This is a genomic window from Aromatoleum toluclasticum ATCC 700605, from assembly GCF_000378245.1.
Taxonomy (GTDB): domain Bacteria; phylum Pseudomonadota; class Gammaproteobacteria; order Burkholderiales; family Rhodocyclaceae; genus Aromatoleum; species Aromatoleum toluclasticum.
Map to the genome: position 1 here is coordinate 35,424 of NZ_KB899501.1, position 13,936 is coordinate 49,359.

At 67.4% G+C, this 13,936-nt stretch carries 13 protein-coding genes; 4 read left to right on the top strand and 9 right to left on the bottom strand.

Features of this window, described 5'->3' with window-relative positions:
• Window positions 1-3: 3 nt before the first annotated feature.
• The 4 genes from F464_RS0117585 (at window position 4) to F464_RS0117600 (ending at window position 4,285) form a co-directional block, all read left to right on the top strand.
• Window positions 4-960, top strand: coding sequence for a chemotaxis protein (locus F464_RS0117585; protein WP_018991155.1), 957 nt, complete (start codon window positions 4-6; stop codon window positions 958-960).
• 34 nt (window positions 961-994) lie between these two features.
• Complete coding sequence (cheY, locus tag F464_RS0117590; RefSeq protein WP_018991156.1) at window positions 995-1,396, top strand: chemotaxis response regulator CheY; 402 nt, start codon at window positions 995-997, stop codon at window positions 1,394-1,396.
• Between the two features lie 34 nt (window positions 1,397-1,430).
• Window positions 1,431-2,303: a protein phosphatase CheZ gene (gene cheZ / locus F464_RS0117595; protein ID WP_018991157.1), complete on the top strand. Its 873-nt coding sequence runs from the start codon at window positions 1,431-1,433 to the stop codon at window positions 2,301-2,303.
• Between the two features lie 95 nt (window positions 2,304-2,398).
• Window positions 2,399-4,285 carry a chemotaxis protein CheA gene (locus F464_RS0117600; RefSeq protein ID WP_018991158.1) on the top strand — a complete coding sequence of 629 codons (1,887 nt, stop codon included), beginning with the start codon at window positions 2,399-2,401 and terminating at the stop codon, window positions 4,283-4,285.
• Between the two features lie 105 nt (window positions 4,286-4,390).
• Here the strand turns inward: F464_RS0117600 and tal are convergent, their stop codons facing one another.
• From tal to F464_RS0117645, 9 genes are all read right to left on the bottom strand, one after another.
• Entirely contained in the window at window positions 4,391-5,476 is a 1,086-nt protein-coding gene (gene tal / locus F464_RS31670) for a transaldolase (RefSeq protein ID WP_018991159.1), read from the bottom strand.
• Window positions 5,477-5,584: 108 nt separating this feature from the next.
• Window positions 5,585-6,316 (bottom strand): pseudouridine synthase, encoded by a 732-nt coding sequence (locus tag F464_RS31675; protein WP_026296107.1) that lies wholly within the window; start codon window positions 6,314-6,316, stop codon window positions 5,585-5,587.
• Window positions 6,317-6,426: 110 nt separating this feature from the next.
• The gene (gene cysK, locus F464_RS0117615; RefSeq protein WP_018991161.1) at window positions 6,427-7,404 is read right to left on the bottom strand and encodes a cysteine synthase A; all 978 of its coding nucleotides are present in this window, start codon (window positions 7,402-7,404) and stop codon (window positions 6,427-6,429) included.
• 61 nt (window positions 7,405-7,465) lie between these two features.
• Entirely contained in the window at window positions 7,466-8,410 is a 945-nt protein-coding gene (locus F464_RS0117620) for a CysB family HTH-type transcriptional regulator (protein ID WP_018991162.1), read from the bottom strand.
• Window positions 8,407-9,507, bottom strand: a complete 1,101-nt coding sequence (locus tag F464_RS0117625; protein WP_018991163.1) for a sulfate/molybdate ABC transporter ATP-binding protein — start codon at window positions 9,505-9,507, stop codon at window positions 8,407-8,409. The genes F464_RS0117620 and F464_RS0117625 overlap by 4 nt, the downstream gene beginning before the upstream one ends.
• Window positions 9,504-10,418, bottom strand: coding sequence for a sulfate ABC transporter permease subunit CysW (cysW, locus tag F464_RS0117630; RefSeq protein ID WP_018991164.1), 915 nt, complete (start codon window positions 10,416-10,418; stop codon window positions 9,504-9,506). The genes F464_RS0117625 and cysW overlap by 4 nt, the downstream gene beginning before the upstream one ends.
• Entirely contained in the window at window positions 10,418-11,254 is an 837-nt protein-coding gene (cysT, locus tag F464_RS0117635) for a sulfate ABC transporter permease subunit CysT (protein ID WP_018991165.1), read from the bottom strand. The genes cysW and cysT overlap by 1 nt, the downstream gene beginning before the upstream one ends.
• Window positions 11,255-11,725: 471 nt before the next feature.
• Window positions 11,726-12,985: a 4Fe-4S binding protein gene (locus tag F464_RS0117640; protein WP_018991166.1), complete on the bottom strand. Its 1,260-nt coding sequence runs from the start codon at window positions 12,983-12,985 to the stop codon at window positions 11,726-11,728.
• Entirely contained in the window at window positions 12,982-13,932 is a 951-nt protein-coding gene (locus F464_RS0117645; RefSeq protein ID WP_018991167.1) for a HEAT repeat domain-containing protein, read from the bottom strand. The genes F464_RS0117640 and F464_RS0117645 overlap by 4 nt, the downstream gene beginning before the upstream one ends.
• Window positions 13,933-13,936: the final 4 nt, after the last annotated feature.

Below are 13,936 nucleotides of genomic sequence, written 5' to 3' on the forward strand. Positions count from 1 at the left end.
GTCATGTCCAGTTACCAGACCGAAGAAGACGGCGTGCTCAACGTCGTCGATGGCCGCACCAGTCTCGCCGGCTCGAACCGCATGGAGATCCTGCTGTTCTCGCTCGGAACCACGGAAACTTTCGGCATCAACGTGTTCAAGGTCCGGGAGGTGTCGGCCGCACCCTTCATCACGCGCGCGCCCAACATGCCGACGGGCGTGGAGGGCCTGATCTCGCTGCGTGGCAACGTCATCCCGGTGCTGTCGCTGGCGAAGATCCTGGGCCTGGCGCGCGCTGGCGATCCGCTCGGCGCGTCGATGATGGTCACCGAATACAGCAAGCGCACGCTCGGCTTCCTGGTGTCGGGAGTCGATCGCATCATCCGCGTCGATTGGGACAAGGTGCGCGCGCCGGACAACGTAGCGAGCAGCGTGCATAACTACATCACCGCGATCACCGAACTGCCCGACGGCAAGCTGGTGTCGATCGTCGACGTCGAGACCGTGCTGGCGACGACCTTCGGCGACGCGGTGGTCGGCAACATCTCGCCGATCCCCGACGGCCAGGACTACGAGGTCTTCTACGTCGACGACTCGGGCGTCGCCCGGCGCAAGATCTCGGAAGTACTGGACAAGCTGGGGGTCAAGCACAAGCACGCGGTCAATGGCCTGGAGGCCTGGACGCGCCTCCAGGGCATTGCCAGTCACGCGCAGCAGATCGGCCACCGGTTGAGCGACGAGCTCGACCTGATTCTCGTCGATGCAGAAATGCCCGAAATGGATGGATACGTGTTGACGCGCAATATCAAGGCGGACAGGCGCTTCGACGGCATTCCGGTCGTGATGCATTCATCGCTGTCGTCGGAAGCGAACCGGGCGATGGGAAAGCGGGTCGGCGTGGACGCCTACGTGGCAAAATTCGACGCCGATGCGCTCGCAGATACCCTGCGCCCGCTGCTGACCCGGGGGCGCCAAGGCTGACCCGGGTCGTGCGCAAGATTACGGAGGTACAAGAATGTCCGACCCCAAAATGAAATTCCTCGTCGTCGACGATTTTTCGACCATGCGCCGTATCGTGCGCAACCTGCTCAAGGAGCTGGGCTTCACGAACGTCGACGAGGCCGAGGATGGCGCCGTCGCCCTGCAGAAGCTCAACAGCGCGCCCTTCGACTTCGTTGTGACGGACTGGAACATGCCCAACATGGACGGGCTGACGCTGCTACAGACGATCCGCCAGACGCCCCATCTGCGCCACCTGCCGGTGCTCATGGTGACCGCCGAGGCGAAGAAGGAAAACATCATCGCTGCGGCACAGGCCGGCGCCAGCGGCTACATCGTCAAGCCCTTCACTGCGGCGACGATGTCCGAAAAGCTGGAAAAGATCTTCGAAAAAATGGGCAAGAAGGCCACCGCCTGAAGGGCGGGAAAAGAGACGATCAGGGAGGCCGATAATGGCGAAGAAGCTGAAACAGGACGAGGTCGGGGATTCGGACGAACTCCAGGCCCTGTTCGACAGCATCGCGAACACCAGGTCGCAGCCGGTGCCGGTGGCGGCGCGGGCTGCGACCGTCCCCGCTCCGGCGGGAGATTCCGGCGGCGACGACGCGGAACTGCAGGCGCTGTTCGATTCCGTTGCCGCGGGCTTCGATGCCGGGTTCGGCGCCGAACAGACGGCCGCGCCCGCGGCATCCGCAGCCCCGGCGGTTCAGTCCGAGCACAGCTGCGACGCGGTGTTCACGCGAATCGGACAGATGACACGGCAAGTGCATAACACGCTGCGCGAGCTGGGTACCGACGACGGCCTGCAGGATGCCGTGCAGGCCATTCCCGACGCACGCCAGCGCCTGACCTACATCGCGCAGATGACCGAGCAGGCGGCGAGCCGCGTGCTCAACGCGACCGACATCGCACAGCCGATCCAGGGCCGTATCCAGTCGGGCGCTGCCGCGCTGCAAGCCCGCTGGGACAAGCTCTTCGCCAACCAGCTGTCGGTCGAGGAGTTCAAGGCGCTGTCCGGGGAGACGCGCGGATTCCTCGGCGAAGTGGTCGAGGGGAGCCGTGCGACCAACGCGCAGCTGATGGAAATCATGATGGCGCAGGATTTCCAGGATCTGACCGGCCAGGTGATCAAGAAGGTCGTCGATCTCGCGCAGAAGCTGGAGACGGAACTCCTGCAGGTGCTGCTCGAGGTGACGCCGGCGGAAAAGCGCGGCGACAAGCACAGCGGGCTGATGAATGGCCCCGTCGTCAGCACCGAGGGCCGCGATGACGTGGTTACGACGCAGGAGCAGGTCGACGACCTGCTGGACAGCCTGGGCTTCTGAACGGTCGATGCCCGGGTTTACCGGTCCGGGCAACGGGATGACCGGGCCGGCGAATGACTGGGGCCGCCGGCCCGCAACAAGAAAGCGAGAACGTGATGAGTGACTTCGCCGGAATGGAAGACCTTCTTCAGGATTTCCTGATCGAGGCGGGAGACCTGCTCTCCGGGGTCGACAACAAGCTCGTGGATCTGGAGCGCTCGCCCGACGACCGCGGCCTGCTCAACGAAATCTTTCGCGGCTTCCATACGATCAAGGGTGGTGCCGGCTTTCTCAACGCGACCGAGCTGGTCACGTTGTGCCATCTGACGGAAAACCTGTTCGACAACCTGCGCAATGGCGAACTCGCCGTGACGCCGGAAATCATGGACGTGATCCTGGCCGCGACGGCGACGGTGCGGGAGATGTTCGCGAGCCTCGAGCAGGGCATGCAGCCGGCGGCGGCCGATCCGGACCTGATCGCTCGCCTCAGGCAGGCGATCGCGGGGGACCTGGTCGGCAGCGCGAGCGAGGCTTGCGCACCGGCAACGCCGGGCGGCCAGTCTGCGGGCGGTGGTGCTCCCGATTGGGAGCTGTTGCACGGCGTCGTCACCGGCGTGGCGCGCGTGATGTCGCCGGTGCGTGAAGCCGGGCCGCTTGCGGCGGTCGTCCCGGCCGCCCCGGTGCGTCCGCCCGAGGAAGTCATCAAGGCGGCGGTGGGTCGCCGTGTGAGCGACAAACCGGGTGCGCCGGTCAGCACCGGACGGCGCGATGGCGAGAAGCAGCGCGACAACTCGATCCGCGTCGATACGACACGCCTCGATCAGGTGCTCAACCTGTCGGGCGAGATCGGCCTGACGAAAAACCGCCTGAACGCGCTACGCAGCGACATCCTCTCCGGCCGCAACGACACCGAGACGCTGCATTCGCTGGATATTGCGGTCAGCCAGCTCGACCTCCTCGTGTCCGACCTGCAGAACGCGGTCATGAAGACGCGCATGCAGCCGATCGGGCGCCTGTTCCAGAAGTATCCGCGCATCGCGCGCGACCTCGCACGCAACATGGGCAAGGACGTCGAGCTGGTGCTGGCGGGCGAGGAGACCGAGATCGACAAGACGATGATCGAGGACCTCGCCGATCCGATCATCCACCTGATCCGCAATGCGGTCGACCACGGCGTCGAGGATGCGGCCGAGCGGGTCGCGAACGGCAAGCCGGAGAAGTCGATCGTCCGCCTCGAGGCGCGTCAGGAGGGCGACCACATCGTGATCCTCGTCGCCGACGACGGCCGCGGCATGAATGCCGAGCGCCTGCGTGCGAAGGCAGTCGAGAAGGGACTCATCACCGACGAAGAGTCCAACGCGATGGATGAGCGCCAGAGCTTCAACCTCGTCTTCCTGCCGGGTTTCTCGATGGCGGCGCAGGTGTCGGACGTGTCGGGCCGCGGCGTCGGCATGGACGTCGTGCGCACCAACATCCAGAAGCTCAACGGCAACATCGAGATCCAGTCGCAGCTCGGCAAGGGCACGACCTTCGTGATCAGCCTGCCGCTGACGCTGGCCATCCTGCCGGTGCTGCTCGTGCGCCTGGGCGACCAGCCCTTCGCGGTGCCTCTCTCGATGGTGCGCGAGATCCTGCCGATCGAGGCGAAGGAGGTGCAGGAGGTTGGCGGGCGCGCGACGATGGTCGTGCGCGGCGAGGTTCTGCCGATCATGCCGCTGGCCGGGCTGCTGGGCTGGCCGCTGGAGCGCGCGCCGTGCTACGGCGTGCTGATGCAGACCGCGGAAATGTCCTTCATCCTCGGCATCGACACGTTCGCGGGCCGCGAAGATGCGGTGATCAAGTCGCTCGACGACTTCCGCCCGAAGGGCGTCGCCGGGGTGACGACCTTGTCGAACGGCCAGATCGTGCTGATCCTCGACATGAAGGAGCTGCTCGGCAGCGCCGGCGACCAGCGCTGGCTGAGTCGCGTGACGATGATGGCCAAGCAGGTCGCGACCGCCTGAGCGCCGGCTGGCGCGGGAAACGAAAAGCCCGGCGGGAGGGATGACCTCCGCCGGGCTTTGTCCGGGCTTTGTCTTGTAGTCGTTGTTGCGTCCGGTCCGCGTGCGTCAGCCCGTAAGCTGCATGAGCTGCATGAGCTGCGTGAACGCGTCCTCGAACTGCGCCAGGCCTTCGCGCTGCAGGCGCTCCCCGGCGGCCGTCATGTCTATGCCCTGGTCGTCCAGCGCATCGAAGGTCGAGCGCGCGGCGCCGACGTCCTCGGCTAGGGTCGCAGCGACCTTGCCGTGGTCGCGCAGCGCCGCGAGCGTGGCGTCGGGCAGGGTATTCACGGTTTCCGGCCCGATCAGCGGCTCCACGTAGAGCAGGTCGCTGTAGGCCGGATTCTTGGTGCCGGTGCTTGCCCACAGCATGTACTGCGGGCGTGCGCCCAGCCCGCGCAGTTCCGCGAATGCCGCCCCATGGAAGCGCTCGCGATAGCGCTGGTAGGCGAGTTTCGCCATCGCCACGGCGGCCTTGCCGCGCAGGGCCGGCGCGTCGCCGCCGAGTTCGTCGAGCTGCTTGTCGACGAGGCTGTCGACGCGGGACAGGAACAGGCTCGCGACCGACATCACCTTGCGCACGTCGCCGCCGGCCTGGCGCAGCCGCTGCAGGCCCAGGACATAGGCGTCGGCGACGGCATCGACGTGGGCGAGCGAGAACATCAGCGTCACGTTGACGCTCACGCCGCGGCCGATCAGCAGTTCGATCGCGTCGAGCCCGGCCACGGTCGCCGGCACCTTGATCAGCAGGTTGTCGCGCGCGACGGCAGCCTTCAGCCGGACGCCCGCGGCCACCGTGCCGGCAGCGTCGTGAGCGAGGGCGGGCGACACCTCGAGGCTCACGTAGCCGGCGTTGCCGCCGCTGCGTTCCCAGGTGGGCCGCAGCAGGTCGCAGGCGCGCTGCACGTCGGGAATCACCAGCCCTTCGTAGCGCGTCTCCGCGTCCAGAGGCTGTTGCTTCAGTGCCGCGAGGTCGTCCTCGTAATAGCGCCCGCCAGCGATGGCCTTGTGGAAGATCGCGGGGTTGGTGGTGATGCCATCGACGCCATCCTCGGCGATCATCTTCGCGAGCTGGCCTTCGTTGAGCAGGGTGCGGGAGAGGTTGTCGAGCCAGACTTGCTGACCCTGGGCGCGGACCTGGAGCAGGGGATTCATGAGCTGGAGCCGGTGTCGTGTGTGTAGTCGTGGAGATTCATTGTGCAACGAATCGGCGACGGCAAGAAGAGTCCGCGCACGTGGGGGTGTTGCGGGGCGTGTCCGTCGTCAGGCAGCGCCCGCAGCATCGCGCCACGCCAGTGCGTCGAGCACATGGGCGAAGTCTTCCGCGAGGGGCGCGTGCAGGTCGAGCGCTTCTCCGGTGTGCGGATGCTCGAGCTGCATGCGGGTGCAGGCGAGCAGCAGGCGCGAGACGCCGAAGAGCTGCGCGAACAGCCGGTTGTGCCGCCCCTTGCCGAAGGTCGCATCACCGATGATGGGGTGCGAGATGTGCTTCAGATGGCGCCGGATCTGGTGGCGGCGGCCGGTGGCGGGGCTGAGTTCGACGAGTGCGTAGCGGCTCGTCGGGTAGCGGTCGACGCGGTAGGGCAGTTCGGTGGCGGCGAGGCGGCGAAACCGCGTCACGGCGTCCTGCGCGGGGGCGTCCGCCGCGGTTTCGGGGCGGCGCTCGGCGTCGTCGAAGCGGCGCGTCAGCGGGTGATCGATGACGCCTTCCGCGGGCGGATGGCCGCGCACGACGGCGAGGTAGGTCTTGCACACGGCCTGCCGTTCGAAGGTCGACGACACCAGGGCGGCCGTCTCGCGATCGAGGGCGAACAGCAGTACCCCGGAGGTGCCCTTGTCGAGGCGGTGCACGGGGTGCACGTGGCGGCCGATCTGGTCGCGCAGGATCTGCACCGCGAAGCGCTCCTCATGCACGTCCAGGACGGAGCGGTGAACGAGCAGCCCGGAGGGCTTGTGCACGGCGACGAGGAAGTCGTCGCGGTACAGGATGGGCAGGGTTTCCGCCGGTAGTTCTGCGGCGGGCGGGTCTTCCTGCGGGCCGATGACGGTGGTGGCGCCGTCCGCGGGGGCGGGCACCCCCGCGGCTGCCGTCGAAACGGCGCCGTTCAAAGTGCCGTGCCGGTCGCGTCGAACAGGCCTTCGAACAGGATGGAGCTGAGGTAGCGTTCGCCCGAGTCCGGCAGGATCGCGACGATGGTCTTGCCGGCGTTCTCGGGCCGCTGCGCTAGACGCGCTGCGACGGCGGCCGCGGCGCCGCAGGAGATCCCCGACAGGATGCCTTCCTCGCGCGCGAGGCGGCGGGCGTAGAGGATTGCGTCCTCGTTGCTGACGGTCTCGACCGCGTCGATCAGCGAGAGGTCCAGCACCTGCGGCACGAAACCTGCGCCGATGCCCTGGATCTTGTGCGGCGAAGGCTTCAGTGGCTCGCCCGCGCGGGTCTGCGTGAGCACCGGGCTGGCGGTCGGCTCGACGGCGACCGACAGGATCGCCTTGCCCTGGGTCTGCTTGATGTAGCGCGACACGCCGGTGATGGTGCCGCCGGTGCCGACGCCCGACACGAGGATGTCGATCTTGCCGTCGGTGTCGTTCCAGATCTCGGGGCCGGTTGTCGCTTCGTGGATCGCCGGGTTCGCGGGATTCGTGAACTGCTGCAGCAGCACGTACTTGTTCGGGTCGGACGCGGCGATCTCTTCGGCCTTCGCGATCGCACCGTTCATGCCCTTGGCGCCTTCGGTGAGGACGAGCTTCGCGCCGTAGGCGACCAGCAGCTTGCGCCGCTCGACGCTCATCGTGTCCGGCATCGTCAGCGTGATGGGAATGCCGCGCGCGGCGGCGACGAAGGCCAGCGCGATGCCGGTGTTGCCGCTGGTGGGCTCGACGATCTCCTTGCCGGGGCCGAGCAGACCGCGCTTTTCGGCGTCCCAGATCATCGCCGCGCCGATGCGGCACTTCACCGAGTAGGCAGGGTTGCGCCCTTCGATCTTGCCCAGCACGATCGCCGGGGCTCCATCGGTGATGCGATTCAGTTTGACCAGCGGCGTCTTGCCGATGGATTCGGCGTTATCAGGATACCAATTCGACATTTTGTGGGCTCCATGGTCCGGAAGTTGGAGAATAGCAGGCGGCAGCGTGCGGCGCGCTGCTTCATTCTTCGACGAGGCCGTTGGCCGTCGGGGTGACGTTGTGGCGCACCGTCGCTTCGCCGAGCGTGGGCGAGCACATCTCGATGAAGCGGTAGGCGAAGCCGCGCAGGTAGTGCCCGCGCCGTACCGCGATGCGCGTCGTGTTGGCAGAAAACAGGTGGCTGCTGTCGAGCTGGCGAAGTTCGCCCTCTCGGCCGGGCTGGAAGGCCATCGACGCAACGATGCCGACGCCCAGTCCCAGTTCGACGTAGGTCTTGATGACATCCGCGTCCATCGCCGACATCGCGACGTCCGGCGCAAGGCCTGCGGCGGCGAATGCGCGGTCGATGATGGAGCGTCCGGTGAAGCCTTCGTGGTAGGTGATCAGCGGGTATTCGGCGATCGCCTCGAGCGTCAGCGGCGTTGCGCCGTCGAGCGCATGACCGGCGGGCACGATCACCGAATGGTGCCAGGAGTAGTACGGGAAGGACGCCAGTTCGGCCACGTCCGCGATCGCCTCGGTCGCGATGCCGATGTCGGCCTGGCCGTCCAGCAGCATCGACACGATCTCCTCCGGGCTGCCCTGGTGCAGCTTGAGCAGCACCCTGGGATAAGCCTTCTTGAATTCGGTCACGACCTTGGGCAGGGCGTAGCGCGCCTGCGTGTGCGTGGTGACGACCGTCAGGCGGCCCTCGTCGCGGTTGCTGTACTGCTCGGCCAGCCGCTTGATGTTGCCGGCGTCGAGCAGCATGCGCTCGACCATCACGACCAGTTCGCGGCCCGGGTCGGTGAGCCCCAGCAGGCGCTTGCCCTTGCGCACGAAGAGCTCGACGCCCAGTTCGTCCTCGAGGTCCTTGATGTGCTTGGAGACGCCCGATTGCGAGGTGAAGAGCGCGTTGGCGACCTCCGTGAGGTTGAAGTTGCGCCGCACCGTCTCGCGGATGATGCGTAGCTGCTGGAAGTTCATGCACTTGCTCCGATGGCGTCGTTGCGCTGGAAGACCTTGAGGCGAGAGGGTAGCAGACGCACGTTCTGCCCCTCGGCGAGGGCGAGTTCGGCGACGCGCTGCTGCGTCAGTTCGACTTCGAAATGCTGGCCGCTGCTCATGCCACTGAGGCCGTTGAGGCCCTCCAGTTCGACGCGCACGCTGACGCCGAAGGCATGGATGCGCATCACGCGCGCGGCAACGCCGGTGTCGGTGTGCGTGTCGGGAACGAGGTCGAGTTCGTGAGGGCGCGCGAACGCAATCACCTCCGATCCGGCATCAAGCTCGTGCGGCGCATGCGGCAACAGGTCTTCGCCGACGCGCAGGTTGCCGCCGTCGACGCGGCCGTGGAAGAAGTTTACCGATCCGAGGAAGCCATACACGAAGGGTGTCGCCGGCTGGCGGTAGACCTCTTCCGGCGTGCCGATCTGCTCGACGTGCCCGCGGTCCATGAGCACGACGCGATCGGCCACTTCCAGCGCTTCCTCCTGATCGTGGGTGACGAAGATCGACGTGATGTGCAGCTCGTCATGCAGCTTGCGCAGCCAGCGGCGCAGCTCCTTGCGCACCTTGGCGTCGAGCGCACCGAAGGGTTCGTCGAGCAGCAGCACGCGCGGCTCCACCGCCAGTGCGCGGGCAAGTGCGATGCGTTGGCGTTGTCCACCCGAGAGCTGGGCGGGGAAACGGTCGGCGAGCCATTCGAGCTGCACCAGCGTGAGCAGCTCCTCGACCTTGGTGCGGGTCTCCTTCTCGGATGGGCGCTGACCGCGCGGCTTCATGCGCATGCCGAACGCGACGTTGTCGAACACGGTCATGTGGCGGAACAGCGCGTAGTGCTGGAACACGAAGCCGACCTGGCGCTCGCGCACGTGCGTGCCCGAGGCGTCGGCGCCGTCCAGCATGACCCGGCCCGCATCGGCCTGCTCCAGGCCGGCAATGATGCGCAGCAGGGTGGTCTTGCCGCAGCCGGACGGCCCCAGCAAGGCGACCAGTTCGCCGGCGGGAAAATCGAGCGAGACGTCGTCGAGGGCGATGAAGTCGCCGAACGTCTTGCGGATGTTTCTGACCTGAATGCTCATGATGCAGCGTCCTGACGGGGTTCGCGTGAGGGGGTTGCGCTGCCGGCGTGGTGTTCGACCCAGGTCTTGATTGCGAGGGTGACCAGCGCGAGCAGCGCCAGCAGCGAGGCCACCGCGAAGGCGGCCGCGAACTGGTACTCGTTGTAGAGGATCTCGACGTGCAGCGGCAGCGTGTTGGTCTGGCCGCGGATGTGCCCGGACACCACCGATACTGCGCCGAACTCGCCCATCGCCCGCGCGTTGCACAGGATCACGCCGTACAGCAGGCCCCACTTGATGTTCGGCAGCGTCACGTACCAGAAGGTCTGCCAGCCGTTGGCGCCGAGCACGATCGCCGCTTCCTCTTCCTCACGGCCCTGCGCCTGCATCAGCGGGATGAGTTCGCGTGCGACGAAGGGGAAGGTCACGAACACGGTTGCGAGCACGATGCCGGGCACCGCGAAGATGATCCTGACGTCGTGTTCGGCAAGCCACGGGCCGAGCCAGCCCTGCGCGCCGAAGATCAGCACGTAGATGAGGCCGGCGATGACCGGCGACACCGAGAAGGGCAGGTCGATCAGCGTGATGAGGAGATGTTTGCCGCGGAACTCGAACTTCGCGATCGCCCATGCGGCACATACGCCGAACACCAGGTTGAGCGGCACCGAGATCGCAGCGGCGATGAGGGTGAGTTTGATCGCCCACAGCGCATCTTCGTGGATCAGCGCGCTCCAGTAGGTGTCCCAACCCTTGCGCAGCGCTTCGACGAAGACTGCGACCAGTGGCATCAAGAGAAACACCGCGAAAAAAGTGAGCGAGACGCCGAGGATGGTCCATTTGACCCACGGCGCTTCGCGCGTGGCCTCGCGCGATTCGAATCGGTCGGCGGTCTGCGTCGCGGCCGTCCAGTTGAGCGTCGTTGCAGCGGACATCAGCGATCCCTCCCCGTTCGTCTGGCGGTCCACGCCTGAAGGCCGTTGATCAGCAGCAGCAGCAGGAAGGACAGGACCAGCATCACCACGGCGATCGCAGTCGCGCCGGCATAGTCGTACTGTTCGAGCTTCGTGATGATCATCAGCGGCGTGATCTCCGACACCATCGGGATATTGCCGGCGATGAAGATCACCGAGCCGTATTCGCCCACGGCGCGGGCGAAGGCGAGCGCGAAGCCGGTCAGCAGCGCCGGCAGCAGCACCGGCAGGATCACGTGGCGGAAGATCTGCCAGCGCCCCGCGCCCAGGCTGGCGGCGGCGTCCTCCAGCTCGGTGTCGAGGTCCTCGAGGATCGGCTGCACGGTGCGCACGACGAAAGGCAGGCCGATGAACACCAGCGCGACCAGCACGCCCAGCGGCTTGAACGCCACCTGGATCCCCAGCGGATCGAGGTACTGCCCGATCCAGCCGTTCTTCGCGTACAGGGCCGTCAGCGCGATGCCGGCGACTGCGGTGGGGAGCGCGAAGGGCAGGTCGATGAGGGCGTCGACGAAGCGTTTGCCGGGGAAGCCGTAACGCACCAGCGACCATGCCAGCATCAGCCCGAACACGGCGTTGATCGCGGCAGCAGCGAGCGACACGCCGAAGGACAGCTTGTAGCTTGCGACGACGCGCGGCGCGCTGATCACGTTCCAGAATTCCGCGGCGCTCAGGCTGGCCGTCTTGAGGAACACCGTCGCGAGCGGCAGCAGCACGATCAGCGAGAGGTAGGCGAGGGTGTAGCCGAGCGTCAGCCGGAACCCCGGCAGCACGCGAAAGGTTTGGGCCGCGGCCATCAGCCTTGCCCTCCGCCGTGCCCGGAGGCGTGGGTTGTTCGTGACGAGGCGCTCATGCCGCGCTCCTATGCAATTGACGATTTAAGTCTAAGTGGGGGGCGGTGTGCGCGATAAATAATAAAAAGCGGGTTTCTTATTCGAAATCTTGCTAAGAGCGATCCGGCGCAAGCCCGCGTTGGCGGGCTGCGACAGACGCGCAGGCAACTGCATCGCAGCACCGAGCCATGTGTGGTTTCGGCGCTCGGCGGCGGCGAGGCCGAGCCGTAGCGATGGCGCTGATAATCACGAGGGTGAGCGACGGATCCCACTCCCCCGCGATATCGAGCGGCTATTTAGCACGCGCCGATGTCATGCGCGAAATCGCCATTGGTCGCCGACGCCGTGGCGGGAAATGCGAGCGCGGCGCTCTCTTGTGCGGCATGTGAGTCCGGGCTCACCCGGGGCGTGCCAGGTCCGGCGTGTCGGCACTGGTCAGGCCGAGAGCGGTTGGGGGGCGAACTGCCAGGTGAGGGCGAGCACCGCCGTTCCGGCGCCGAAGCTGGTGCGTGCAGCGCTGCCCTTACCCAATATGGTGCAGCCCGCGCGGGTCGACCAGATGGTGGCGGGCAGCAGCACGGCGGCGCGCAGCCAGGGCAGCAGCGGCGCGACGGTGAAGCCTGCGTCGTGCAGGATGTCGAGCGCATGCTCCAGGGCGCCCAGGAAGAGCCCGAAACCGCCGAGGGGAATCAGCGCGTAGGCAAGGCGGATTGCGGTGAGGCGCTGGCCGCCGCTGGCGACCGCAAGCAGCAGGGCCGTGCCGCTGCCCAGCACGATCGCCGGCAGCAGGACGGCGGCGAAGGCGGCAGGTACTGCAGAAACGCCCAGGGCGAGCAGCGAGTGGTGCCAGGGGCTGTGCTGCCAGTGCAGGGCGCCGTAGAGCAGGCCGATGAGGACGAAGACGATGCCTGCCGCCTCCCAGGCGCGTGCGTCGCCGTCGTGCAGCGCAGCGAACTCCGCGCCCGGTTTGCGCCACGCCAGGGCGACGGCGTTCCGGTGATCGCTGCAGCGCCCGCACATGTTGCACTTCTCGTTGCTGCGCAGGCGCCGGATGTCGAGCAGGGCGGGACAATCCACCGGCTTCGGAATGGGGCGGGGCGCTGCGTCCCACGCCGCCCGGTCCACCCGGAAGTGCAGCACCGCGCAGCGGGAAAGCAGCGAGAAGAGGCCGCCGATCGGACAGGCATAACGGCACCAGACGCGCTTGCCGCGGCCGAGGAACGCACCGCAGGCGAGCGCAAAGGCGGTCATTGTGCCGACGGCGAGCAGGGTGCCCCGCGGCGTGTCGTGCGCCTGCAGCGCGTATTCGAAGACCGTGATGAAGGCGAAGGTCGCGAGCGGCAGCGCCGGCCGGCGCAACCAGCCGGGGATCTTGCCGCCCTTGCCGTGGCGGCTGGCGAATTCCGTCAGCGTGCCGTCGGGGCACAACAGGCCGCACCAGAACTGCCCGATCAGCATCACCGACAGGATCACGCCCGGCCACCACACGCCCCAGAACAGCACCTCGGCGAAGCGGCCAAGGGTGTGGAGGGCGCCGGTATTCGCGTCATCGTCCGGGAAGAGCGCCGGCGTGATCAGCAGCACGAGGTAGAGAACGACGAAGGTCCACTGCAGCGCGGCAATCGCCGGTCGGTTGTCGCGCAGGGCGTTACCGAAGCGGCGGGGCAGGGGGAGGGTGGCCGGTGAGTGCTTCATGCCTGGGTGGTCAGACGGGCGAGGGCACGTGCGACAATCTTGCGCACCTCGACGTCGGGGTCCGCCAAGGCCCGCTCGAGGTGAGGAATCGCCGCCGCATCGCCGATGGCATCGAGGGCGCTGGCGGCTTCCTTGCGCACGTTGCTGATCGGGTGGTCGAGCGCCTTGGCGAGGGCGGCAATCGCTTTCGTCGCGCGGCAGGCGCCGAGTGTGGCGGCCGACTTCTGCCGCACCTCCCATGAAGGGTCGGCAAGGGCGGCGATCAAGGCGTCGGTGGCACCGGGCGGGCGCACCCGGCCGAGCGTGATGGCCGCTTCGTGGCGCACCTGCCAGTCTCTGTCCCGCAGCGCGACGAGGAGCGAGGCCAGCGGCGTGCCCACCGGCGCGAACGTGAGCGCGGCGACCGCGGCAGTGCGTACCGCGGCGTCGCCATCGTTGGCGACGCGTCGCTCGAGCGCGGGCAGCGCGCTCTCGTTTTTCAGGTAGGCGAGCACGCCGACCGCTGCGCGACGTACCGCGGGCAGCGCGTCGTCGAGCGCCGCCAGGGCGGGTGCGAGCGCGTCGGGATGGCGCAACTGGCGCAGGCCGGTGAGCACTGTCGCGCGAGTTGCCCCGCGTGCGGCCGTCAGGTTGCGCAGCAGCGCGGGTGCGGCGGCCGGGTCGAGGATCTCGGCCAAGGCCGTGCCTGCCGCCGCGACGACGTCCTCGTCGACGTCATCGAGCAGCCCGACCAGCGCATCGATCGCGTCGTCGTCGGTCGTGCCATCGAGGGCGAGGGCGGCTTCGAGGCGCACTCCCGCGTCGGCATCGCGGGCCGCGCGGGTGAACGGCTCAGGGTAGTCGTCGGCAAGGTCGGCGATCTCGCGCAGGGCGAGGCGGCGCACCGCGGGGTCGGGGGCCGTCAGGCGTGGCAGGACTGCGGCGATTTCGGGATCGTAGTGATTCATGAGG

Coding starts and splice junctions, on each gene's coding strand:
- F464_RS0117645 (WP_018991167.1), bottom strand. CDS start 13,932: ATGAATCACTACGATCCCGAAATCGCCGCAGTCCTGCCACGCCTGACG.
- F464_RS0117625 (WP_018991163.1), bottom strand. CDS start 9,507: ATGAGCATTCAGGTCAGAAACATCCGCAAGACGTTCGGCGACTTCATC.
- tal (WP_018991159.1), bottom strand. CDS start 5,476: ATGAATCCCCTGCTCCAGGTCCGCGCCCAGGGTCAGCAAGTCTGGCTC.
- cheY (WP_018991156.1), top strand. CDS start 995: ATGTCCGACCCCAAAATGAAATTCCTCGTCGTCGACGATTTTTCGACC.
- F464_RS0117620 (WP_018991162.1), bottom strand. CDS start 8,410: ATGAACTTCCAGCAGCTACGCATCATCCGCGAGACGGTGCGGCGCAAC.
- cysW (WP_018991164.1), bottom strand. CDS start 10,418: ATGTCCGCTGCAACGACGCTCAACTGGACGGCCGCGACGCAGACCGCC.
- cysK (WP_018991161.1), bottom strand. CDS start 7,404: ATGTCGAATTGGTATCCTGATAACGCCGAATCCATCGGCAAGACGCCG.
- cheZ (WP_018991157.1), top strand. CDS start 1,431: ATGGCGAAGAAGCTGAAACAGGACGAGGTCGGGGATTCGGACGAACTC.
- F464_RS0117640 (WP_018991166.1), bottom strand. CDS start 12,985: ATGAAGCACTCACCGGCCACCCTCCCCCTGCCCCGCCGCTTCGGTAAC.
- cysT (WP_018991165.1), bottom strand. CDS start 11,254: ATGGCCGCGGCCCAAACCTTTCGCGTGCTGCCGGGGTTCCGGCTGACG.
- F464_RS0117585 (WP_018991155.1), top strand. CDS start 4: ATGTCCAGTTACCAGACCGAAGAAGACGGCGTGCTCAACGTCGTCGAT.
- F464_RS0117600 (WP_018991158.1), top strand. CDS start 2,399: ATGAGTGACTTCGCCGGAATGGAAGACCTTCTTCAGGATTTCCTGATC.